This is a genomic window from Anaerobacillus sp. QJM3NY_32 (assembly GCF_056173645.1).
On record NZ_CM149684.1, the window covers coordinates 4213294 to 4236743 of the forward strand.

Consider the following 23450-nt stretch of genomic DNA (forward strand, 5'->3'; position numbering starts at 1 on the left):
GCTTTTTATTTTGGGACAGGTGATAGAACGTTTTCACTGGGATTATGATGAAAACTCCTTTATACTTGAGTAAAATGATAGGTTTTAACGGTTATAAAAAAGGAGGTTATTACATGAGCGCAAAAATATATATCATTCATGAGAACGAGGAATGGACAAAGCCCCTTAAGCATGAACTTGAACAGCTTAACGTCCCATATGAAGATTGGTTTCTGAGCGAAGGAAATTTCGACTTAAGTGACGTACCACCAGATGGTGTTTTCTATAATCGGATGAGTGCATCCTCCCACACTCGTGATCATCGCTATGCACCCGAATATACTGCAGCAGTACTATCATGGCTTGAGAGTCATGGGCGAAGAGTATTAAACGATAGCCGCGCACTAGCCCTTGAAGTCAGTAAAGTTGCCCAATACGCAGCCCTTAGAAAACATGGGGTCGTTACACCAAAAACGATTGCCGCTGTCGGAAAGGATCATCTTGTGAACGCAGCTGATGCATTTTCTGAGCCATTTATTACGAAGCATAACCGAGCTGGAAAAGGACTCGGCGTTCAGCTATTTAACAATCCAGAGACGTTGAAGGGCTATGTGATGAGTGATGCGTTTGAAGATTCGATTGATGGGATCACATTGCTTCAGCAGTACATTCAGGCTCCTGACGCTTCGATTACTCGCTGTGAGTTTGTAGGCGGAAAATTCCTCTATGCCGTTCGTGTCGATACATCTGAAGGTTTTGAGTTATGTCCAGCTGATGCTTGTCAGGTTGGGGATTCTTTTTGTCCGACAACAGAAGAACCCGCTCCTAAATTTGAAATCATTGAAAACTTCGATCATCCTGTTTTGAACAATTATGAAGCATTCTTAAAAGCGAACGGCATCGCCTTTGCAGGAATTGAATGCATTCAAAATGAGCGTGGCGATTTGTTTACTTATGATGTGAACACAAATACGAACTACAATGCCGATGCAGAGAAAAAAGCAGGTATTTCTGGGATGAAAGCCATCGCTGAAACGCTTGCACAGGAACTTTCTAACCTTCATTCTCTACAAAAATAAAGAAGAGCGCCGTGGGCGCTCTTCTTGCTTCTTAATCTTTGTATTGCTCTTTTATCTGGAGAAAATCGTCTATATTTGCTAAAAAAACGTCAATAAGATTGGGATCAAACTGGCCTCCTCGCTCCTTTTTAAAATGAGCGAGAATTTTTTCTGAGTTCCACGCTTTTTTGTAAGGACGATCCGTAGCAAGCGCATCAAAAACATCAGCAACAGAAACAATCCGGCCATAGATGTGGATGTCGTCGCCACTTAGTCCCTCTGGATAACCTTTGCCGTCCCAACGCTCATGGTGCTCCTTGGCAATAACGGCCGCTGCCTTTAGTATACTGCGATTAGAATTTTTCAAAAGGTTATAGCCGATATTAGCATGTTCCCTTACCGCATTGAACTCCTCTTCCGATAGTTTACCAGGCTTATTTAAAATCGCATCGGCAATGGCTACCTTCCCGATGTCATGCATCGGTGAAGCTACTTTAATGAGATCTGCTTCTTCTTCACTCAATCCGGATTTCATCGCCAGAAACTTTGCATACTCCGCTACTCGTTTAACATGAGCTCCTGTTTCCTGTGAACGAACTTCCCCAATTTCGCCCATTTTGAAAATGATCTCTCGTTGAGCCTCTTCCATCTCTATGTTCATTAACACAGCTTCGAGCGCTTGAGCTGTATAAGAAGCTGCAAGGCTCAAATACTTTACGTCCTGAGCTGTAAATACTTCATCAGCGGTTAATTTGTTGATGACCTGATAGACTCCAAGTCTTTGATTCTTCTTATTCGTAAGAGGAATGATCATGACTGACTTCGTTCGGTAGCCTGTCTTCACATCCAACTCTGCACAAAACCGCTTGTCCTCATAAGCATCATCGATTACGAGTGACTTTGTTGTTTGATAGACGTAGCCTACAAGTCCGCTCGTAGCAGGAACACGAATTTTTTCCATACCATGAGGAACTCTTGCCAACAATTCATCTGTTTTCTCATCATATAGCCAGAGCGTACATCTGTCAGCAACCGTCATATCCCTCCCCATATCAGCCATAAGCATCAGAAGTCGGTCCAGATTGTTCTCAATCGTGATACGAGACGCATAATCAAAGATAATTTCGAGAAGCTCTTCAGAATGAAGCTCTCTTTTTAATCGGCCATGAGACATGTAGCAATTAGGCCTCCTTCAACGTGCTCATTTCTACTCGTGTGAATGAGCCAAATAGTAAAATATGAACGTGCAATTGTTATGAATACTTCTATCATACACTTATCCAAAGTTTAGTGGTAGATAAAGGAAGATAGAAAACCCACAATCACACCCAGTTTTTGTGTTGCAAATAGGTACAATTTGATCTCACTCACCCAAGTAGGCATCCCTTGTTAACAAAACCATTCGAAAGACTTTCTTCTTTCCTGATTCTACATTCATACGTATATAGAAAGGCAAACAAGGGAGTGGAAAAGTTGTGAAGTCCTTAATATCATTCTTTCTACCACAAAAGAAAAAGAGTCTATCTGCTCCTCTCATATACGAGTTAAAAAACGCGATCAAAACTCATTCAACTCCCACCTCATTTTCGGCGGAGGATCAGCAGCTCGTTCAATTCATTCTTGAAAAAACAGAGCGTGCAAATGCAAATAACGTCACTCGAACCAAAGCTTATCTGAGTTTCTTTTTCCAACATCCAGAAATTCATTGGGCTTTCCTTGCCCATCTCGTATCTCGGAATGCAGGATGGACAATGACTGATCTACAAGGTGAATATCTCCCCCACCTATTATCAGTAGATCAGCAGATATCCTTCTTCTCTTTTTTGGAACGAGGAAACTGGCTTATTTTTCAGGATGCCTATCCTCAGCTTCTTGTTTATCAAGAAAGTATTAAAAGAAGGAAACCACTTTTTCACCTACTATCTGCTTTTCACGTCTCTTCTTTTATGAGTGTTGTATGGAGAAGGTTCTGGATTGAAAAAGACCGTGATATCCTTTCAACAGCCCTGATTATCAATGAACAACACTACATCGATTCACGCATAATAAAGGATGATGTCTTCCATAAATCAGTTTTTAAAACATTGCCTTTTCAACTACAAAATGTTTTCAATATGAACGTGATATTATTTCCGAGGAATGATAATACCTCTATTCAGCTAATTGGTGAAACTGCCAATCATTTTCTTTATGTTAAGGAACGAATCCATCTTGGAAAGCGTCTCTACCAGATTCTATTTTCTAAGCAAGAAATCCTCAACGACATTTTAGATTGGGCATCACATCATCCGCATACTGGTTCACGTAAAGACTTTTGGCCACATTTTTTCCATCCGGTAAAGGAAGGAATACCAGGAGAAAAGCGCACCATCGAAAAGTGCAAGGTAACAGAAGGCCCGCGTATTTATAGCCCTCTTTTATCTGTTTGGAAGGAAGTCAGTCACGAGCCCCCCAATCGAGAGGATTGGTTTACAAATGATTCAGCCCTGTCTCTATTTTCGTTACCCGCTCCCGATTTGACAGGAAACGTCGCGAAAACCTACTGTCACTCAATTGAATGCCTCGAAAAACTCTGTCGCATATAAAAGACCCGTTCTTTTCCAATAAAAAAACTTCCGCACGGGAAGCTTTTTCTGATTAGATAATGTTTTGCATTCTCAAAACTACTTCAGCAATGAGGGCAGAACCTAGAAACGTTCCTACCATGACAAACATAGCGACCACTACGCTTCGCCAGCCTAGCTTAACAAAATCTGTCCAGGAGCGTCCGATTGCTATACCAGCATAAGCTAATATAGGAGTCGCAAGGGCAAGGATATTAAGATTTTCCGTCCACTTTACGACATATTCAGAACCTGGCATGATTGGCATCGAAAGAAGAATTCCAATAATACCAATGTAAGCAACACTTGGAATATTCACAGGAAGAACGTGCTGAAGAATAAGCCCAGCTAAACAAATGACAATTAAAACGAGCATACCAGGTAATGCTGAAACCGGAAACACACTATACCCAATCCAGTTTCCCACAGCTGCAATCAAGCCGAAAATCACTAATAATAACGTCCACTCTTGTACATTTTTTAATAGCATCTTATGCTCCTTTCCTCATGCTCGCCTTAGGTGACTTTTCTTTTGTTAGCAGCTGATACATTTTTTCTGTTAAAGGAAGACCTATGAAAATGCTCATGTATAAGCCTGTTGAGAGCGACAGCAAATTGCTCGCACCTGCAAATGCAATAATGTCGTCTGAAAATGCAGGAAAAGCAGCAACGAGCGAACCACTTGCCGCGGCCATCATACTTCCACTTCCAATACCAGAAGCCATTGCGAACGATAATGGATGGAGCGGTGTAATTGTCGCAAGGAACCCAGATATCACTCCCATAAATACAGCTCCAAAGACTGTACCAAATATATAAATGGCCATAACGCCTCGTCCTTCAGGTGAATTAAAGCCGTATTTATCAACAATCAGCCCAACGTTTGGCTCTCTTGCTACAGAATGCGCCATGCCAATGCTTTCTCTCTTCAGTCCAAGAAAAACAGCAATTGGCAAAGCAATGAATATCGTACCTAAATTTCCGAATTCCTGCAGAAGCAAAGCGGGACCTGCTTCGATTAATTTCGGTAAGGACGGTCCAATAATCACGCCGATTTTTGCGATAAGTAACGTTACCCCAAGCACAATTAACGGTTCAGCATGAAGCGCCTGCGTTTTTTTAACAACTGGTGTAAAAAACAGACCGAGTCCAATAAGCATGGCGTACAGCATTGGCAATAATAGAATAACGCCTGGCCCTACTGTAAATTGAAAAACGCCAATCCATTCTGTTAACGCAACAATTCCAAACACAAGTAAATGCAATCTCCAATCTTTCCAAATCCCCTTAAGTTGATCTGACACCCATATCCCCCATTTCCTTTTCTGCATGAAAGCTCTAAAGTTATTGTTATCTTAATATTTAGATTCTTAAAAGTAAATGGATTATTCTTACACACGGGGTGAGATTTAGCCTGAATTTTTTTAGGAAGCGGATACAAATACATGCACTATCGTCTTTATCCTTTTTAAGATAAAATTTAGCAGAAAAAAAAGCCAGGCATCGCCCGACTTTTTATTACTCAGCTGTCTTCCCTTTTGCCAATCTTTCTTTTCGATTAATAATCGAAGCACCAACAAGATCTCCCGTTACATTAAGACCAGTGGCACCCATTCCAACTAAGGCATCCACGGCTGTTAATAAAGCAACGGTTTCCATCGGTAACCCAACCTGAGCAAACACGGTGGCGATCATGACGATTCCTGCACCAGGGACACCTGCTGTACCAATTGAGGCAAGTGTTCCAACGATGACGACCATCAACATGTCTGTAAAGCTTAGCGGTGAGCCAACGACATTTGCAGCGAACACCGCAGATATCGCAATTCGGATTGCCGCTCCATCCATATTAATCGTGGCGCCTAGTGGCAAACTAAAACTATATAAACTTTTCGAAACCCCTAGCCCTTTCGCCGCGTTCATCGTAAGTGGCAATGTGCCAGAGCTACTTTGCGTAACAAAAGCGGTGATCATCGGCTTACTTGCATTACTAAAAAATTCTTTCGGACTTACTTTGAAGAATAGCAAGAACAGTACATATATTCCGATCTGTACAATTAAAGCAATATAAAGGACAGCTATCATGTTTCCGAGTGAGAGAATCGTATCCAACCCCTGGTTTCCAATTGTTTTCGCAATGATTGCAAAAATTCCGATTGGAACGTACTGCAGAATCACATTCATAATTTTAAAAGTCGCTTCATTCAAGCCTTCAACTACTTTATATAGATGCTCACCGAGCTGACCGTGTTCTTCTGAGTTTCGCAGCGCAGAAATCGCGATACCAAAAGCAAAAGCAGTAAAAATAATTCCAAGTAGGTTCATCTCGTTAAACGCTGTAACGATGTTTGATGGTACGATATTTAAAAGAACACTTACAATCCCAGGATTATCCGGAACGTCAAATGATTGGTTAGGATCGATTGATAATCCTGCACCTGGATTAAATAATGTCGCTACTGTTAGTCCAACGATGATAGCTAAAGCAGATGTTAAAACATAGTATAGAAACACCTTACCTCCCATACGGCCGAGATTATTCAATTTCGTTTGATTGACACCAACAATCAATGTAAATAGAATTAATGGGATAATAAGAAACGATAGCAATTTAATTAATAAATCTCCAAGCGGAGCGAGAATGGCCGCATCCTTGCCAAAAACAAGACCAACTATAATACCGAGAACTAGCGCAACGGTGATTTTTACTATTAACGAAGCATTCAAATAGCCTCTCATTACATTCTTCATAATTTCCCTCCTAATAAAGGAATGTTAATTATTCATATATAATTACTAGGGAATAAGATACAGCACTATAAGCTATAAGTCAAAATCTTAGCTTTAACCTCCAAATATCTGAGCATAACCCACTCTACAAAACTTTCATTCTTTAAATCTCTTTTTCATGTATAGAGAAGGATAAACTCGGATAGACTGCTTACTAAAATCTATTAAAATAGCTGGAGGATGAACATGAGTAAATTAGAAGTATTCCCCGTCACCCCTTTCGAAACGTATCTTGAGATGACCCAATACGGAACAGAGGTCCATTTTGAATACGATAAGTATGAGCTCTTATCCGGAACAGTTGAAGATGGAAAGATGTATTTTCTAATTGATTACAACACAGGGCTAACGTATGAAGTAGAAGAAAACATTGCGCATACTTTATTACAATTAAATGAATTAGGAAAAGGCGATCATCTTGTCCAAGAGATCAGACCGCGTTTACGACCATCTACATCCCTTTCCCGCATATAAAAAAGTCCTGCTAGACGGCAGGACTTTTTTATATGCTTCATTCGTTTATCTGGCGGAGTTACCTACATATCCATCACGTTCACTAGTTCAGATTGAATCACATATCGTTCAGGGGCGTGCCCAATGAATTCAAAAGGATAGCACGTCGTTAACGTTAATGTCGCCTCTTCTTTGTCGACAATAACCGTCCTGTCGTCCTCATCAACAACCTTTATTCCGACAACGATGTACTCATATCGTTTTCCATCGAATTCAAAAAAGATTGGATCATCTTTCTGAACATTATTCAAACCAGTGAAAACGGTGTCCCGATGTCCACTTAATACGGTATGGCGGCCCTGATCAGGTGTCGTTGTATACTGACTTACGTACATCCCAACACCTTGACTTAACGTTTCTTCATCTGTTCCCCAATAAGTAGTAAATCCTTTTTCAATTGCAGGGATAATTAATCGACCAACTTCCTCGCCCTTCTCATAAGCATTTATTTCATTACTCATTACCACCGCTTGCTCTTTTGAATGACTACTAGCCGTTTCTATTTCCTGAACTTCGCTTGCTTCTTCGGTATTCCACCTCTCAGTCTCTTCAGCATCTACTTGCTCAACTGCTTGCGTGGACTGCCACCACTCATAGCCATAGAAGGCTGCTATAAATAGACCTGCACACATCAAAACAACATAAACTTTGTTCATTTCTCCACCTCAATTGCTCGTCCTATAGAAAGGGAAAAAACCGCATCATGCTTTGCGGTTCTTCACAATAGATTATTGAGTACGTGTTTTCCTTCTGAAAACCAATAGGCCACCTGCTATTACAGCTAGAGACGCTCCACCTAAGGCAAGCATAGGATTGGCAGTAGCCGTTTCAGGCATTTGTCCGCCCTCCAATGGCTTCGCCGAATCAATCACATTAGCTGGAACGGTAATTTCATCAACACCGTTATAGTTGTCTACCGACATTTCCATCGATTGAGTCATATTCATGCTTTCTCCCTCGATTTCCATATCCATATCAATGTCCATTGATAATTGCTTCATGTAATAAGTCTCTTTATCGATCGTCACTTCATAGTTAAAATCATTAATCGTCATCTGCTCCATAAGTCCTTTCATTGACCCGGAGTCTTCACCTGACATACTCTCTTCAAACATTTTCATAGATGCTTCCATTAACGTCTTGCCGTCGCCCTCATATGTTAAAACGAATCCTTCGCCAGTTTCTTCAACGCTCATCTCTTCACCAAGTTCTTCGGCTTGCGACATCTGGCCTTCCACCATCGTCATGCTTTGAAGCTCTTCTAAACCTTGCGTCAGTTCTTGAGGCATCTTAATCCAGCCCTTTTCAGGATCTTCCTGGTAGAAACCTTCCTCTGTCCAATAAGACTCTAGTGAGACTTCACCTTCCTCAGGCGATTGTGTTGTCACAACCTGATGCATTGCGAAAGGCTTCAGCGTTATGTCCGCTTCAGATTCGCTAGAAATGGACATCGTTTCACCTTTAAGAGGAATCGATTGTTCCATATTTGTTTTTGTAGAATAGCTCTCGATTTCAGTCATTGCTTCATTCGACTGCTTTAGAATGTCCGTCGCACTCATTTCCTTTGCAGAGGTGTGAAACGGGGCACCTACAAAAACAACTGCTGCTAACGATAGTGGGGCTAATTTCTTTAACATCCAAACACTCCAATTCATTTTTTTGGCAAGAGAAGGCTAGGGATCTGACGTTACATTATGTATGGAACTACCTGATGGTTTTCGTAATCACCAGTTTCTTTCACCTATACCTTAATTTCCCAGTTTATATAAATCGAAACATTTTTATATAAAAAACCAAGGAGCCTCCGAATAAAAGGCTTCTTGGTTTTGAGAGACAAACTATAACGAATCAGAAAAGATTCCAATAACATCAAGATAGATCCTATATGAGATACAAATAGTACTTTTAACACCATTGTATATAAAAGGACTTGATGAGGATTTACGGTTACCTCGTTTGAAATTTATAGCGTGTTTTTGATTCATATGGTGTGTTTTCACTTAGCACAACAGACGGAAATTCTGGTTGATTAATAGCATTGGGATGTTTTTGCGTCTCGAGACATACACCTAAATATTTTTTTGAAGGAACCTCTCTTATTTTGAAACCTTCACTTATGCTGTTGCCTGTATATAGCACAACACAAGGCTCGCTCGTAGCAACGGTCAGCTTCCGTCCTGCAGAACTTAATACAATTTCTTGATGATCTTCAAGGATAAAAGGATGGTCATACCCTTCACCTACTAATAAATTCTGCTCATGAGGATTATTCACACCCTCACTCAATTTTTTCCCGTCTCGAAAATCAAAAGACGTTCCCTGTACATTTAATAGCTTTCCAGTAGGTATCATGTCACGGTTTAACTCTAAATAGTAATTGCTTTTCAACTTTAAAGAATGACTCAACACATCTTCCTTCAAATCCCCACTTAAATTAAAATAAGTATGGTTTGTCAAATTCATGATCGTATCTTTGTCAGAAGTAGCACTGTAATGAATCGTTAATTCATCTTGATTGTTTAATGTATAACGTACAACAACTTCTACATTGCCCGGATAACCTTCTTCTCCGTCAGCACTATGATATTTAAATTCAATAGTCCCCTCATCCTGATGATTTTGAATCACTTTGGCATCCCAAATTACGCTATTAAACCCCCTACTGCCTCCATGAATATGGTTGTTAGCATCGTTTTTATGTAATTGAAATTCTTTTCCACCTAATTCAAAGGAACCGCCTTCAATTCTTCCAGCTACTCTCCCAATAACGGCCCCAAAATAATTGGAACAAGTTAGATACTCTTCCAGGGTGTCATAACCCAGTACTATATTTTCAAGTTGTCCATTCTTATTTGGGCTGAGAATGCGAGTAATAATGCAACCATAATCAATACAAGAAATTTCAAAACCACTTTTCGTTTGCAACTTAAATAATGTTACATCCTGACCATTTAACGTTCCAAAGTTTTCTTGGGATATGTTCATAAGTATTCCATCTCCTTATAAAGCGAAGTTATAAGACTATTATCTAAAAAGGTTCTAGGAAAATTGGGGGTGGAAAAACCAAAGAGTGAATCGATTCTTTTAATTCTTTGGTTAGTATATCACCTACCTATTTGTTAATCTACTGACTCCATACATATACGGTTCTTTCTAGAATTTGATTCGAATTTCTCTCTTCAAACACGTTCCAATTTCACATCTGTTCACTTTTGCAAATTGACGAAATACAAAAACAACACATTGCAAACCCTTTCATATTAACCCTATCGCCTATATACTTAGCAATATCAAATCATGATTTGTTTCATCCGTATCATTTTGCAATTGTAAGGGAGTTGGAGATCTCCATGTCACTTGATGAAAGAAGCACATTTTTACTAACAAAGCTCGTGAATGCAACAGAGTTAGTTACGGTTGATCATGTCATTGACCAATTAGGAATATCAAAACGAACTGTTCATTATGACCTACAAAAAATTAACGATTGGCTAGATGAGAACAAGCTACCCATTATCCAAACAAAACAAGGAATGGGGTACTATCTCTCTGAAGAGACCAAACAGACCGTTCCTAAATTGATGAAGGAGCTAAAAGAATGGCAGTACCACTATTCTCAACCGGAACGCATCACCTTAATTGGCGTTGAACTCTTAACAAACGATAAGCCAGTCTTTATGCAGAACTTTATGGAACGTACTCAAGTAAGTCGCGGCACAGTCGCTAAAGATTTAAAGCTTGTTAAAAAAGTTCTGGCCGAGGAAACATTAACTTTACAATTTGAAAGAACAACCGGCTATGTAGTGGAAGGTAAAGAGGAAAACAAGAGGAGAATATTGAGTCGTTTTCTGTCCGAGGTTCTCACCAATGGACAATTAACCGAAATGACGAATTTTCTTTATCCTCTCTTAAAGAACGGTGATGAACACACCTATTCACACCTCATTCCGATGAAGCAAATCATCATGAATGCTGAGCCGATTCTAAAAGTAGAGCTAACGGACGATACGATCCATGTTCTAGCCATTCAGCTTGTCGTTCTTCTTCAACGTTTGAAAGGCGAGCATCGCATCCAGCTCGATCCAGATGAAAAACACGCTGTTTGTTCAACGAGAGAATTTGAAGCAGCAAAGAGCATTGCAAAAGAATTAGAAGTTCAATTCAAACTCTCACTATCAATGGATGAGATAGGTTTTATCACGATGCACCTTCTTGGCTCAAGGGTCAATTATTCTGAAGTAGGCACTGTTGGTAGTCTTGAAAGTAACAAGCTTAGAAAAGTTGTTAGAGAGATCGTTAATGAATTTCAAGTTTACGCTTGTGTCTTATTCGAACAGCGCAATGAACTAGAGGAAGCTCTTTTTCTTCACCTTAAACCAACGTACTATCGATTGAAATATCATGTTCCAATTACAAACGAACTAACAGAGTCGGTACAACAGGAATATCCAGATGTCTTTTCCATTACGAAACGTGCCGTTTGGCCGATCGAATTGATGATGTCTCAAAAGCTACCAGATGATGAGCTCGCTTATCTAGCGATGCACTTTGGAGCATGGATGCAGAAGGAAGAGCTTCCGGAAGTGACGTTCGGAAAAGCGATTATCGTTTGTGAAAAAGGAATTGGTACATCAAATATTTTAAGAGGACAGCTTGAAAAGCTTCTCACAAATGTGGAAGTCATCGGGACAGTATCAAGAAGACAATTCATACAAAACCACTACGACGTGGATTATGTCTTCTCAACATCACCATTGGAACATGACACGTTACCTGTCTTAACGGTGAATCCCATTTTGACACAGCAGGGAAAAGAGAAAATCCTTCATTGGATGGAGGAAGTACAAACAACTTCTCATGAAGAAACTGACTTGAACCCAGATGTGATCGTTGAAATCATGAAGAAACATGGCACGATTACGAATGAGAAAGAACTAAGAAATGAATTACATCAGTTATTTGCTCCATCACCAACCAGCTTATCAATAGAAAGGTTTGAACGACCTATGTTAAATGACTTACTACATGAAGAAACCATTCAATTTGCTACGCAGACAGCAGATTGGAAAGAAGCGATCAAGACAGCAGCTCTGCCGCTCCTTGCGACAGAGCAAATCACCTCTTCTTATATCGATGCCATGATCAAAAATGTAGAAGATTTGGGGCCTTATGTAGTCATCGCTCCAGGAATCGCTATTCCTCATGCCCGTCCAGAAGAAGGTGTGAATACGGTTGGTATGAGCTTGCTTCGATTAGATCAAGAGGTTCCCTTTTCATCTAAAGAAAAGCATCAGGTAAAGTTGTTAATCGTACTCGCTGCAGTAGATAACGAAACGCACCTAAAAGCTCTTGCTCAACTTTCGGAGCTGCTGTCAGAAGAAGAAAACCTAGAAATGATTTATGGTGCAGAGGAAAAAGAAGAAATTATTAAACTCGTATCAAAATACTCAAACTAAGGGAGAGAATAAAAATGAAAAAAATTCTTGTTGTATGTGGTAATGGACTAGGAAGCAGCTTTATCGTAGAAATGAACGTGAAAAGTATTCTAAACGAGCTTGGAATTGAAGCTGAGGTTGATCATACAGATCTTACAACTAGTAAATCTGAAAACGCCGATTACTTCTTAGGCTCAACAGAGATTGTTGAAAATCTAGAAGACGGCAAGCGAAATGTCATTAAGCTAAATAATTTGATGGATAAAAAGGAACTAAGGACGGCGATTGAAGCAAATTTGAAAGGGGCATAACATCATGGTCGATCTTATAATGAAAGATATTCTAGGAACACCGGCGATTCTTGTAGGGTTATTTGCCCTTATTGGTCTCCTTCTTCAAAAGAAAGATGTCGCAAATGTTATATCAGGTACATTAAAAACGATCATGGGATTTGTCATTCTAGGGGCAGGCGCTGGCGTGCTTGTCGCCTCCCTTGATAACTTTAGTAGTATGTTTGATCACGCTTTTGAAATTCAAGGAATCATTCCGAATAATGAAGCGATTGTAGCATTAGCACAGGATGCGTTCGGCGCAGAAACAGCGATGATTATGCTTTTCGGAATGGTAGCAAACATTCTTCTAGCACGCATTACCCCTTTTAAATATATCTTCTTAACTGGTCATCACACCATGTTCATGGCATGTCTGATTGCTGTTATTCTTTCAACTGGTGGCTTTAGCGGCGTAACAATGATCGTCACTGGTTCAATTATTCTTGGTTCTCTGATGGTCCTCTTACCTGCCTTACTGCAACCTTACACAAGAAAAATTACAGGTAGCGATGATTTCGCGATCGGCCACTTTGGCTCATTCGGTTATCTAATCGCAGCTGCTGTCGGAAAAGCAGTTGGTAAAAACTCTAAATCTACTGAGGAAATTAAAGTACCTAAGTCTTTTAATTTCTTGCGAGACACATCTGTATCCGTTTCTCTTACGATGGCGATTCTCTTCTTCGTAGTCGCTCTTTTCACAGGGCCTGCGTTCATCGAATCCGAGCTAAGCGGTGGAACAAACTTCTTAGTCTTCTCATTTATGCAAGCGTTAACGTTTGCAGCTGGAGTGTACATCATTTTAGCGGGTGTAAGAATGCTCCTATCTGAGATTGTGCCAGCCTTTAAAGGAATTGCAGATAAAATCGTACCAAATGCGATTCCAGCACTTGATGCTCCATCTGTGTTCCCATTCGCAAACAATGCGGTCATCATCGGTTTCTTCTTTAGCTTTGTCGCAGGACTTCTCAGCATGTTCCTTCTACCGATCTTAGGTCTAAAAGTGATTGTCCCAGGTCTTGTGCCTCACTTCTTTACCGGTGCCGCAGCTGGCGTATTCGGTAATGCGACTGGCGGGCGTAAAGGAGCAGTATTTGGCTCGATGGCTAATGGTGTAATCATCAGTTTCTTACCAGCACTACTTCTGCCAGTGCTTGGTTCACTTGGATTTCAAGGAACGACGTTCGGAGATTCAGATTTCGGTGTAGTTGGACTCCTTCTCGGTGGCTTGATTGAACTGCTATCTTCTAACGTTCTATTCCTTGTGATCGTTGCTGCGATACTAATTGCTGTATTTGTAGGGACTGGCTTAATTAAACGTTCTTCAGCGAAGAATAATTTAGAAGAAAAACATGAAGCTATGTAGATGATTGAAAGAGACCATCCCTAATTAAAGGGATGGTCTCTTTCATACTACGCCAAATACTTTTCCGCAGTTACCATATAAACTAGCTGATCCTAGCCATTGGAAATACATTCTCTCTAACGTTGAAAAATCAGCCATTCCAATTTGCGTGCCAAAGATTAAACTCTTTCTAATGGACATCTCTAACTCTTGGATTAATAAAAACTTAGCACCTTTATAGTCGATTCCATTTAAAAGAATAGTTTACAGACTATTACATCTTTTCCCGATCAAGCTTACGATTAATTTCATGAAGCAAATAAAGCCCTCGGAGCAAGCAACCTACGATAATACCAAATCCAATGATGAGTCCGATCTCATTCAATGGCAACAATATAAGTCCAACTACGCTGCTCGCTACGATAAGAAAAAAGAGAAACATCTCGCACCTCCTAAATTCATACAAAACTAATTTATCATTTCTTACGTCTAACATGGAGTTGTGAGCAAAATTAAAAGGTTTTGTTGTTTCTTTACAGACCTTAATAAGTGATTTCCGCTACTTTTAACTACAACCCTACTAAAAAAAGGGTTCTAAATCAAATGTTGGGGTAGGAGATTCATCTCCTACTCCTTATCCTAGTTGAAAATGACGAATTTTTTTGTACTGATGATGTAAAAGGATCTTTCTTCGTAAGCGGTCATATCGCTTAAAACCAAAGGCATTTCGCTTAATGACCTTCGTTTGATTGTTTAAACCCTCGATAAAACCATTATTATAGTTCAAGGCAAAACTATTCAGGACTTCTGGTTGCCAGTTCTTAAGTGTTTGAACGGCTTGTCTGAACTCCTTCATATTCGCTGCTTCAACCGTTTTGTAGTAATTATACAGAGACTGTTTAACTTGGTTAGGATTCTCTTGACCGATTCGTTTCGCTTCCTCAAACCAGCTTCGAAACGCTTCTTTTAACTCGTAAGCCTTTCGTAATTCCTCGGATAATCCAAGGTAACGGTCCAGATACCACTTTTGTTTCTCACTCAACTGCTCATATCGCTTGTAAAAAACATGCTTCATTCGCTTGCACTTTTTACGGTCATAATCATGGAAATTCTGTTGAACTCTTCTTCGTACACGCTCTAATGCCCAATAGATGTAGCGACAAAAATGAAAGCGATCAGCCACGATGATCGGCTTTCCTAGTGCCTTTTGAACAGCTGACTTGAAGGCATAGCTCATGTCCATGATCACCACTTCAACTCGCGACCCCTTCTTGCGAAGATAGTCCTTTACGGTCTCAATGGAGCGATTAGGAAGGATATCCAAAGGCTGCTTTGTATCTCCATCCGCAATGACAACTTGATATTTTCCTTCATCGGTATCTCCTTTATATTCATCAATAGCGATGACACGAGGAAGATCACTCACTTCTTGAAGCGTTGGTGCGGCGACTTCATCAAACCGCCTTATCGCAGTTGAATGCGACGTACGAAATTGGGCTGCGGTATCCTTGAAATTCTTCCCCTGTACCACGCGTAATCCCAGGGCCTGATTCCATTCCTTTGAGTGACGCTGATAGCGATTGACGATCGAATTCCTTTCAGCGAATCGTTTCCCACAAGCACACACATAACGGCGCTTGCGATAAAACAAAAAAGCCGTTCGCTCAAATACTTTAAGGTGTTGTACTTTCTGAGTCCGATAATCATGAACACGTACAGTCCATTCTTCACATTGGGGGCACTGGTGCGCCTTCTTTGGCACTTCAATATGAACATGATACTGGCCATTAATGGCTTCCATTTTCGATACCATCACTTCTTCTAATCCGGGTAAATTCATGTTAAAATGCACGTACACGCAACTCCAATCTTTTTCTTGTTTCTCGTCAATTCAAGTTTAAAAGATATAGGAGCTTGCGTGTATTTTTGTGCTTCATTTTCTTAAACCCCAACAAATATTATAGAGCCAAAAAAAGAGCAGCTGCCATTATGGCAACTGCTCTCTTTCATAATTTATCAAATTCACTTAAGAAGGGAATCCTAGTACGGCTTTCGTTTCAAGGTACTCTTCAATTCCGAAGTCTCCCCACTCGCGTCCGATACCGGATTGCTTGTAACCACCAAATGGTGCTGCAAAGTCCATATCTGCATTGTTCACTTTAATTCGTCCAGCACGGATGCTTGTTGCAACTTTGCGAAGCGTTTCTTTATCTTCACCAAAGACATAACCTGCCAGGCCATATACAACGTCATTTGCAATTTCGATCGCTTCATCAATTGTTTCATATGTGATGATCGACATAACTGGTCCAAAGATCTCTTCTTGCGCAATGACCATGTCATTCTTCACGTCTGTAAAGATAGTTGGTTGTGCGTAATAGCCCTTTTCAAGACCTTCTGGCTTACCAGTTCCACCTGCGATGAGTGTCGCGCCTTCGTCAATTCCTTTTTGAATATAAGACTGCACGGTATTCCACTGCTTTTCAGAAACAAGTGGTCCTACATAGTTATTTCCATTCGGATCGCCAACTGGGAATTCAGGAAGAACATTTTTTACCGCTTCTTCAAATTCTTCTTTTCTAGAAGCAGGAACAATCATTCTAGTCCCAGCTGAACATACTTGACCAGAGTTTGTTGCAATGTGGCTTACAGCAGCTTTAGCAGCTTTTGTAATGTCTGCATCTTCAAGCATGACAAATGGAGATTTACCTCCAAGTTCAAGTGCCACTGTCTTGATTGTTTCTGCTGCGTTTTTCATTACTTTTTCACCAACGCCTGCTGATCCTGTAAACGAAACAAAATCGATATCAGGATGTGAGCTAATGCCGTCACCGATCGTTTCGCCTGTACCGTTCACAAGGTTAAATACGCCTTTAGGTACACCAACTTTATCAAAGATTTCTGTTAAGATAATTGCTGCAAATGGTGTGATTTCAGCTGGTTTTAAGACAACTGGACTACCTGCTGCAAATGCACTCGCAATCTTAGTAGACGATTGGTTTGTCGGGAAGTTCCAAGGTGTAATAAGGCCACTTACACCAACTGCTTCTTTAAAGATCGTATGATCGCCACGATCTTCTGAGAAAGAATACTCTTTCAGTGCTTTCGCTGCTTCAGAGAAGTGTTGATAGCCCATGTTGTAATGAACTTTCTCTGAAATGGATCGAGGAGAACCAAGTTCTTGTGTAATCACGTCAATGATTTCTTCTTTACGGTTCGCGTATTCTGCCGCAATATCTTCGAGCATTTTCACACGTTCTTCTCGACTTGTTTGAGAGAAAGAAGGGAATGCCGCACGAGCTGCTTTAACTGCTTTATCCAAATCTTCTTTCGTTCCCAAACTAATCTTGCCGATGACTTCTTCTGTCGCTGGATTGATTACGTCATGTGTTTCTGAACCTGTAGATTCAACCCATTCGCCGTTAATGTAATGTTTTAATTGGTTACGCATGATGTAAAAACTCCTTTTTATGTTTAATCGATTTATATCATTTAGCTTATCTTTGCTTCCACAGTAACTGTAACCGTTAAGGACTATAGTTAAACATACGAATGCTTTTATGAAGTTTAGTAAGCGATTGCTTATTTTTGAATTCTGGGTATGCTAGCTTTAGACTATTAGATAGAGACGTGAAGAAAGGATGATCAATAATGGGACAATCCATTAAAGGTAAAATCGCTTATATTACTGGGGCAAGTAGCGGTATCGGACGTGCGACGGCTCTTCAGCTTGCAAGTGAAGGGGTTCATGTTGGCTTGATTGCCAGAACAGAAAGCAAGCTAAAAGAAGTCGCTGCGGAAGCAGAATCTTACGGTATTAAAGCCGTTGTTGCTCCTGCTAACATTGCAGAGATTGAGGAAGTTAATAAAGCCGTTGATCACTTAAAAAACGACCTCGGCTCGGCAGATATTTTGATCAATAATGCTGGTATGGGGCGATATGGCTCATTCTTAGAAATGGCGCCCGATGACTGGAAGGAAACTCTCGAAGTAAATGTTTACGGGACGTATCATGTAACGCGGGCTGTTCTTCCACAAATGATCGATAAAGATAGCGGTGATATTATCACAATCTCGTCAAGTAGCGGCCTAAAAGGAACAGCTGGTTCAACATCTTATAGTGCTTCTAAGTTTGCCATCCAGGGCATGACCGAAGCCCTCATGCAAGAAGTTCGCCGAAATAATATTCGCGTCTTCACACTAAATCCAAGCCTTGTTGCTACTGAACTCGTCTTCGGCGACAAGCTCGACGAACAGGATAAGGAAAAGTATATGCAACCTGAAGATCTCGCTGAATATATGGTTGGCCAGTTGAAATTGCACCCTCGCATTTTCATCAAGCAGTCATTGCAGTGGGCGACAAATCCGTTTTAAATCATAAAAAACAAATACACAAACAAACCAGGGGCCTCATTGCAATGAGGCCCCTGGTTTGTTTAAATCGCTTTCCTACATAATAATTAAACGTTGCCTTCCCTCATTCAAGCATCGATAAATCAACCGTATCTGCCATCTTCTCGTACCCTTCATCATTTGGGTGCAAATGATCTCCAGAATCGTACTTCGAGAGATATTTCGCAGGATCGTTAGGATCTCTCAATGCTTTATCAAAATCAATTACATCATCGAAGGCTCCGCTTGTCCGGATCCATTCGTTAACTTCCTGACGTGTTTTCTCCCCTTCTTCTGTATACATATCGGAATCTTTATATGGTGTTAACGTCCCTCCATAAATATCAAGACCCTTTTCATGAGTTGCTTTAATAATTGCTTTCATTCGATCAATGATTTTCTCTGAATCATATTCAGGATAGTGTCTTAAATCATTTATACCTTCGTGCAATAGAACCGCTTTTATCCCTTCCTGGCTTAAAACATCTCGATCTAATCTAGCTAATGCGTTCTCGCCTTTTCCTTCTTCGCTATTAATTAAATGATTCGCAGATACCCCTGCATTCAAGACAGACATGTTCACTTGAGCTTCTTCTTCATTCATTCGATTGGCAAGATAGTCTGGCCATCTGTTATTCGCATTCATAGTTGAATAATTGCCATTCGCTATTGAACTCCCCATTATGACGAGTGCACCATCTACTGAATTATTTGAAACCACCTCTAATCGATCTAGCCAGAACCAGGCTTCTTCTTTTGAAGTGTATGATGTACCTTCCGCATCCCCAGCATGATTCCCTTCCTCCGACATGTACACCGTTTGGTTTGAACGCTGATGCCATGTTGTAGGTCCAGTCTCACCATCTACTGATAAACTGACAGCAAGATTCTGATCCGCACCAACAGGGAATTCAATCGAATCGCTATACTGCTTTTCACCTGGAGGAATTGTAACGGATTTCTCTCCGTTAAACGTGATAACTTGATCTGTCTCGCCGTCTACGCTCGCACCTTCTTTTGAGACAGCAACCCTTACTTCTTTCATAGATAAAGGTAATGAACCAAATTCATTAGACAGTCGAATACGCATTTGATCTCCATCCATATGGGGACGAAGTATTAAGCGGATTGTTTGATCCTTAAAACCTTCATGCGAGTTTCCATCCTGAGCAGGCGCCTGCATGCTTGCTGTCCAAGATCCGATCCATTCACTCTCTTCTGATGCACCATTATTTGATGAAGGCCATCCTTTAGCACTTACCAAACTGATTGATCCAATGAGTGCAATGATGATAAAGCCAATTCCTATTCGCGTCATTGTTTTCTCGCCTCTCATGTTGTTTTCTATTGAACTTGTGACTTCCAAAGCGCTTCCGTTAAAAAAGCCTTCGCATATTTCCAATAATCTCAGTTGGTCGACCACTCTTTGTTTCCTATTCTTAATTAAGAAGCATACCCTTATTCCTATAGAATGAAGCCGCTTGAGCTTTAACGTAAAAAACATGCAAACAAACTGATATATAGATTACGAACAGTTAAAACGGAAAGAAGATGATAAGATTCGCACATTATAAATTTAAAAATCCGGTCCATAGGAAGATCAACAAAAAAATCCCCTCTTTCATTATTTGAAAGAGGGGATTTTTTAATGAAAAACGGTTCAATTAAACAAAAGCGATTATTAATTCATTTACCTCAACAATTGAGAAAGCAGCAGGCCAAGGTGGACTTATTAGAAGAAATCCATAAAATTCGTTTCTCTATTCGGTATTGTTTTTTGCAGAATGGCTACTTCCTTCTCTGGTCCTTGCAGTAAACCTGCTTCATAAAGCAATTCCGGCATCTGATAGCCAGTTAGAAGGGCTGTCAACGTATTAATATTACATCGTAGTCCACGTTTAGGTGGATGCGTACAAGCGGCATTTTCTTTATCTCCCTTGTACACATTAACTCCCTCCGCGCTAATATGATAGCTCCCATTATTCCATTGTGCATGTTCATCTGTAATATGTAGAAAGAATGATTCATTCTTATCTAACTTGAATGGATACTGTTTTAGAAAGTTCTCTACGTCTACGATTCGTTCCATGAAATAGGCTTCAACTATTGTTTTCACTTTAGGATTATTTAGCAAGAAAGGAAGTTGATCGGCTACATTCGTCAGAAGTGTTCCATCATCAATCATGGAATCATGCTGACAGATATAATTCCAAAGCCCTCGTCTCGCCTCACCATCCAAATAAACCAATTCCTCTATCTCAATCGAACGATCTTTTACTTGATAGTACACATATCCTGTTAATCTGCCTTCTTCGTTTCGATATCCCGCAAACTGAAATCCTTCTGAATATACCCGTTCCCGCCACCAGCTTTCCGTTCGAACAAGCATGCCATTAAATCGATTAGCAAATTCTTCATATACTGGATTAAGCGTTTCGTAAACGTGTTCTAGTGCAATTCGTCGAACTTTACCATTTACACGTGGTAACAGTTTGAAATCTTCCTTCTTAAAATTTAACTTTTTCCAGTCATTCAGAACTTCAAAACCAAACTTACGGTAAAAGGAAATTTGGAAAGGATGGAGAAAAGAGATTGTTTGTCCTCTATTCTTCATTTCCAATAGGGCGTTTTGTAGTAAACGTGCTACTCTCCCACCTCTTCTATGCTCAGGGTATGTTGCAACCGACGCAATACCGCCCATAGCGAACTTTTTCCCAGCAATCCATGTTTCAAAATCAATTAAATGAAGCTTAGCGGCAAGCTCGTCGCCTTCAAAATCTCCCCATATTTCATGTTGACTATAGCCCCTAATTTTTTCTTCTAAATCTTTATCAGGAACTTTATATTGAAAAGCATATTCTGAAAGTCGTACGGCATCAATTACTTCGCTTTTTTCTAATCTTCGCATGTTAAGCCTCCTATTTTAATGTTTTCCTTTTATTACAATCATGAGTGGACCAATAATCGGTAGAACACCATGTATTCCTGACACATGGTCGCGTTCACGTAAAGCCAGAATAGAGAGTCCTGTTAAAACTAGAAAATCGATCGTCATCACATGAACAAAATTCGATTCTAGAAAAGCTTTTTGATAAATAGAAGCATCTCCAGCAACTAGTCCGTAAATCATTAAACCAAGAGCTATCATAATAAGGACAAGGGAAAGACCACGAGATTGAAGTAATATCCTCAACTTATCTGGCGTTCGATTCGGGGCATCCTTCTTCTTATTTAAAATAAAATATAGCATTAAGCTAAATGCCCCAGCTACAAATGAACCAAGTACAAATGGCCATGCTGGTATTGAACCACGGTCGCTCCGTAACAGCAATACAGCAAAAACAGCAGGAAATACTCCGAGTAGTGAAAACATGGCAAGTAAACTGGGATCGGGTTGATTCATCGTTAATAATTCAGAAAGATAAGGACCATTTCCTTCTGGCGCTAGAAAAACTGAATACAGTATAAACCCAAGCCATATGATAAGTAAGATGAATCTCTTCATCATGCACCTTCTTTCCTCTTTATCTTTCTAAATCATAAAGTTATCCTGAAAAAATCTCAAATATGTGTAGAATTTTCGAACAATTGTGGTATACTAATTGTAACAAAACATTCACAAATTATTCTTTATTTCGACATAAGCTTAGTTTGTAAGCGGTATCATAAAAAGGAGTTGTTAACTATGGATGTCTATATGGTCTATCTTTTCGTTATCACGGCTACACCGTTGTTTCTGTGGCAGGATTATAAGAAGCTTGCTTTCTTACACACACCGTTTATTGTGGCAATCTGGGCGCTACTTATTTTCTACATTGGTGGCGGTATGACTCCAGTAGCACATACACTCTTTATTACTCTTTTCGCGATTAATGTTCTTTTCGCTCATTTAGCGGCTTATCTCATCTTTGCTCGCCCATTCCTTAAGGAACGTTCACTTGCAAAGAAAATGTCACAAATAGAAGACTAAATTTTCAACAGTACTGTGGAGATTCATAAATCTCTACAAAATTTCAATTTAAAAAAAGCTGTTCACCTCAAGAGGTGAACAGCTTTTTTTGAATCACATATTCATATTGTGCATGCCGAATGACATAACCCAGATTGTACCGGCAACGACTGCAACCGCAATGAAAACTGCGTAAAGAATCGTTCCGACCTGAATTCGGCTACTATCACTCTCAGTAATATGCATAAACATTAAGAGCTGAATCGCTGCCTGAATCAATGCCAGGATGACAACAATAATCATAATCGTTCTAAAACTAAAGTCTGAAGCGAATCCGACCCATAAAGCAAGTAGTGTTAAAACGATCGATAGACCGAAACCAACTAAGTGGCTCCATGGGAAGTGGCTATGACTATTTGTCTGCTCGTTGTTTGAGGCCATCTTACATCACCATCCCATACAAGTAGACTGCTGTGAAGATAAAGATCCACACAACGTCAAGGAAGTGCCAGTATAAACTTGAAATAAAGACCTTCCTTGTTGTGTCAGGTGTTAATCCGCGTTGCTTCAATTGAATCAAAATAAGTGAAATCCATGCAATACCCATTGTTACGTGGGCACCGTGCGTTCCGACTAATACAAAGAAGCCAGACCAATAGGCACTAGTTGTTAGTGCAGCACCTTCATGAATGTAATGAACAAATTCATAAATTTCAAACCCTAGGAATCCTAAACCTAATGCGAGTGTAATACCTAACCAGAGAAACAATCCTTTAAGAGAATGATTTCTCATATAGTGAATAGCAAGTCCACATGTGAAACTACTTGTTAGTAGCAAAAATGTTTCAATTAACACACCACTAATTTCAAAAAGCTCTTCTGGTCCTGGACCGCCAGCTGTACGACCAACTAATACTAGATAAGTGGCAAACAGCGTTGAGAACAAAGCGATTTCGGCACCGAGGAAAATCCAGAAGCCTAGAATATTCAGTCGGCCAGTTTCCGACTGATATTCTAAAGGCGTGTTAGGAGAATATTCGACTGATTCCATGCTTCA

The 23450-nt window shown here is 40.1% G+C and carries 24 protein-coding genes; 8 read left to right on the forward strand and 16 right to left on the reverse strand.

Translation table 11 applies throughout. The annotated features are described in order from the left end of the window. Window positions 1-113 precede the first annotated feature (113 nt). Window positions 114-1058, forward strand: coding sequence for an ATP-grasp domain-containing protein (locus tag AC0VYH_RS21620; protein WP_475366221.1), 945 nt, complete (start codon window positions 114-116; stop codon window positions 1056-1058). Window positions 1059-1089: 31 nt separating this feature from the next. On the opposite strand, the gene AC0VYH_RS21625 is transcribed toward AC0VYH_RS21620, so the two are convergent. Further along, the gene (locus AC0VYH_RS21625) at window positions 1090-2211 is read right to left on the reverse strand and encodes an HD domain-containing phosphohydrolase (RefSeq protein ID WP_475366222.1); all 1122 of its coding nucleotides are present in this window, start codon (window positions 2209-2211) and stop codon (window positions 1090-1092) included. 301 nt (window positions 2212-2512) lie between these two features. Between AC0VYH_RS21625 and AC0VYH_RS21630 the strand changes: the two genes are divergently transcribed. After that, the gene (locus AC0VYH_RS21630) at window positions 2513-3622 is read left to right on the forward strand and encodes a DUF2515 family protein (RefSeq protein ID WP_475366223.1); all 1110 of its coding nucleotides are present in this window, start codon (window positions 2513-2515) and stop codon (window positions 3620-3622) included. A 52-nt stretch (window positions 3623-3674) separates the two neighbouring features. Here the strand turns inward: AC0VYH_RS21630 and AC0VYH_RS21635 are convergent, their stop codons facing one another. The 3 genes from AC0VYH_RS21635 to AC0VYH_RS21645 all read right to left on the reverse strand — a co-directional run bounded on the left by AC0VYH_RS21635 (window position 3675) and on the right by AC0VYH_RS21645 (window position 6391). Then, on the reverse strand, window positions 3675-4130 hold the full coding sequence (locus AC0VYH_RS21635) for a hypothetical protein (RefSeq protein ID WP_475373131.1): 456 nt from the start codon (window positions 4128-4130) through the stop codon (window positions 3675-3677). A gap of 1 nt (window position 4131) precedes the next feature. Then, window positions 4132-4944 carry a DUF3100 domain-containing protein gene (locus tag AC0VYH_RS21640; RefSeq protein ID WP_475366224.1) on the reverse strand — a complete coding sequence of 271 codons (813 nt, stop codon included), beginning with the start codon at window positions 4942-4944 and terminating at the stop codon, window positions 4132-4134. Between the two features lie 214 nt (window positions 4945-5158). Next, window positions 5159-6391, reverse strand: coding sequence for a dicarboxylate/amino acid:cation symporter (locus AC0VYH_RS21645; protein WP_475366225.1), 1233 nt, complete (start codon window positions 6389-6391; stop codon window positions 5159-5161). A 225-nt stretch (window positions 6392-6616) separates the two neighbouring features. Between AC0VYH_RS21645 and AC0VYH_RS21650 the strand changes: the two genes are divergently transcribed. Further along, the gene (locus tag AC0VYH_RS21650) at window positions 6617-6904 is read left to right on the forward strand and encodes a hypothetical protein (protein WP_194218238.1); all 288 of its coding nucleotides are present in this window, start codon (window positions 6617-6619) and stop codon (window positions 6902-6904) included. 62 nt (window positions 6905-6966) lie between these two features. Here the strand turns inward: AC0VYH_RS21650 and AC0VYH_RS21655 are convergent, their stop codons facing one another. From AC0VYH_RS21655 to AC0VYH_RS21665, 3 genes are all read right to left on the reverse strand, one after another. Then, the gene (locus AC0VYH_RS21655; protein ID WP_194218237.1) at window positions 6967-7599 is read right to left on the reverse strand and encodes a class D sortase; all 633 of its coding nucleotides are present in this window, start codon (window positions 7597-7599) and stop codon (window positions 6967-6969) included. 72 nt (window positions 7600-7671) lie between these two features. Beyond that, window positions 7672-8580, reverse strand: coding sequence for a DUF6612 family protein (locus AC0VYH_RS21660; RefSeq protein WP_475373132.1), 909 nt, complete (start codon window positions 8578-8580; stop codon window positions 7672-7674). A gap of 310 nt (window positions 8581-8890) precedes the next feature. Further along, window positions 8891-9928 carry an aldose epimerase family protein gene (locus AC0VYH_RS21665; RefSeq protein ID WP_475368238.1) on the reverse strand — a complete coding sequence of 346 codons (1038 nt, stop codon included), beginning with the start codon at window positions 9926-9928 and terminating at the stop codon, window positions 8891-8893. Between the two features lie 365 nt (window positions 9929-10293). Between AC0VYH_RS21665 and AC0VYH_RS21670 the strand changes: the two genes are divergently transcribed. Genes AC0VYH_RS21670 through AC0VYH_RS21680 form a run of 3 tightly spaced genes read left to right on the forward strand, consistent with a single transcriptional unit; the run spans window position 10294 to window position 14073 of the window. Then, window positions 10294-12399, forward strand: coding sequence for a BglG family transcription antiterminator (locus AC0VYH_RS21670; RefSeq protein ID WP_475373133.1), 2106 nt, complete (start codon window positions 10294-10296; stop codon window positions 12397-12399). A gap of 14 nt (window positions 12400-12413) precedes the next feature. After that, complete coding sequence (locus AC0VYH_RS21675) at window positions 12414-12689, forward strand: PTS sugar transporter subunit IIB (RefSeq protein ID WP_160918338.1); 276 nt, start codon at window positions 12414-12416, stop codon at window positions 12687-12689. 4 nt (window positions 12690-12693) lie between these two features. Then, window positions 12694-14073, forward strand: coding sequence for a PTS ascorbate transporter subunit IIC (locus AC0VYH_RS21680; protein ID WP_475366230.1), 1380 nt, complete (start codon window positions 12694-12696; stop codon window positions 14071-14073). A 42-nt stretch (window positions 14074-14115) separates the two neighbouring features. Here the strand turns inward: AC0VYH_RS21680 and AC0VYH_RS21685 are convergent, their stop codons facing one another. The 4 genes from AC0VYH_RS21685 to AC0VYH_RS21700 all read right to left on the reverse strand — a co-directional run bounded on the left by AC0VYH_RS21685 (window position 14116) and on the right by AC0VYH_RS21700 (window position 17503). Beyond that, entirely contained in the window at window positions 14116-14253 is a 138-nt protein-coding gene (locus AC0VYH_RS21685) for a hypothetical protein (protein WP_475366231.1), read from the reverse strand. Window positions 14254-14326: 73 nt separating this feature from the next. Next, complete coding sequence (locus AC0VYH_RS21690; protein ID WP_194218232.1) at window positions 14327-14494, reverse strand: hypothetical protein; 168 nt, start codon at window positions 14492-14494, stop codon at window positions 14327-14329. A 192-nt stretch (window positions 14495-14686) separates the two neighbouring features. Continuing rightward, a complete protein-coding gene (locus AC0VYH_RS21695) occupies window positions 14687-15910 on the reverse strand; it encodes an ISL3 family transposase (RefSeq protein ID WP_475367286.1) in 1224 nt (407 codons plus the stop codon). A 168-nt stretch (window positions 15911-16078) separates the two neighbouring features. After that, window positions 16079-17503, reverse strand: a complete 1425-nt coding sequence (locus AC0VYH_RS21700) for an aldehyde dehydrogenase family protein (protein ID WP_283153259.1) — start codon at window positions 17501-17503, stop codon at window positions 16079-16081. Window positions 17504-17703: 200 nt separating this feature from the next. Here AC0VYH_RS21700 and AC0VYH_RS21705 point away from each other — a divergent pair, with 200 nt between their 5' ends. After that, window positions 17704-18426: a 3-ketoacyl-ACP reductase gene (locus tag AC0VYH_RS21705; RefSeq protein WP_194218230.1), complete on the forward strand. Its 723-nt coding sequence runs from the start codon at window positions 17704-17706 to the stop codon at window positions 18424-18426. A 103-nt stretch (window positions 18427-18529) separates the two neighbouring features. On the opposite strand, the gene AC0VYH_RS21710 is transcribed toward AC0VYH_RS21705, so the two are convergent. The 3 genes from AC0VYH_RS21710 to AC0VYH_RS21720 form a co-directional block, all read right to left on the reverse strand. Next, window positions 18530-19762, reverse strand: coding sequence for an SGNH/GDSL hydrolase family protein (locus AC0VYH_RS21710; protein ID WP_475373134.1), 1233 nt, complete (start codon window positions 19760-19762; stop codon window positions 18530-18532). 414 nt (window positions 19763-20176) lie between these two features. After that, a complete protein-coding gene (locus AC0VYH_RS21715; protein WP_475373135.1) occupies window positions 20177-21352 on the reverse strand; it encodes a GNAT family N-acetyltransferase in 1176 nt (391 codons plus the stop codon). A gap of 15 nt (window positions 21353-21367) precedes the next feature. Then, window positions 21368-21949 carry a hypothetical protein gene (locus AC0VYH_RS21720; protein ID WP_475373136.1) on the reverse strand — a complete coding sequence of 194 codons (582 nt, stop codon included), beginning with the start codon at window positions 21947-21949 and terminating at the stop codon, window positions 21368-21370. A gap of 180 nt (window positions 21950-22129) precedes the next feature. On the opposite strand from AC0VYH_RS21720, the gene AC0VYH_RS21725 reads away from it, so the two are divergent. Then, window positions 22130-22414, forward strand: coding sequence for a spore morphogenesis/germination protein YwcE (locus AC0VYH_RS21725; protein WP_194218224.1), 285 nt, complete (start codon window positions 22130-22132; stop codon window positions 22412-22414). 93 nt (window positions 22415-22507) lie between these two features. Here AC0VYH_RS21725 and qoxD read toward each other — a convergent pair whose 3' ends face one another. After that, window positions 22508-22834: a cytochrome aa3 quinol oxidase subunit IV gene (qoxD, locus tag AC0VYH_RS21730; RefSeq protein WP_194218223.1), complete on the reverse strand. Its 327-nt coding sequence runs from the start codon at window positions 22832-22834 to the stop codon at window positions 22508-22510. A gap of 1 nt (window position 22835) precedes the next feature. Beyond that, window positions 22836-23444, reverse strand: coding sequence for a cytochrome aa3 quinol oxidase subunit III (qoxC, locus tag AC0VYH_RS21735; RefSeq protein WP_194218222.1), 609 nt, complete (start codon window positions 23442-23444; stop codon window positions 22836-22838). Window positions 23445-23450 lie beyond the last annotated feature (6 nt).